The organism is Saezia sanguinis, assembly GCF_003991585.1.
In the GTDB taxonomy this organism is placed as follows: domain Bacteria; phylum Pseudomonadota; class Gammaproteobacteria; order Burkholderiales; family Burkholderiaceae_C; genus Saezia; species Saezia sanguinis.
The window spans coordinates 1-241 of sequence record NZ_PQSP01000189.1; the positions used below are offsets into that span (position 1 = coordinate 1).

The following is a 241-nucleotide window of genomic DNA, read 5'->3' on the forward strand; positions in this document are numbered from 1 at the left end:
GGATAAATCCCCATACACTTCATCTGTAGAAATATGGTGGAATCGAAAGATCGTTTTTTTAGCTTAGTCTAAGGTATGCCAATAATTCTTAGCAACCTCTAACAACGTATAAGTACCAACAATATTGGTTTGAATAAAATCAGCTGCTCCAGAAATAGAACGATCGACATGACTTTCTGCCGCCAAATGCATCACTGCATCAGGCTGATATTTCTCGAAAACGCTTTCTATCGCCTTAAGA

The 241-nt window shown here is 38.2% G+C and carries 1 pseudogene; it reads right to left on the bottom strand.

The features are described 5' to 3' along the window. A pseudogene (locus tag CUZ56_RS15440) lies at positions 1-241 on the bottom strand (GDP-mannose 4,6-dehydratase); the annotation flags it as partial.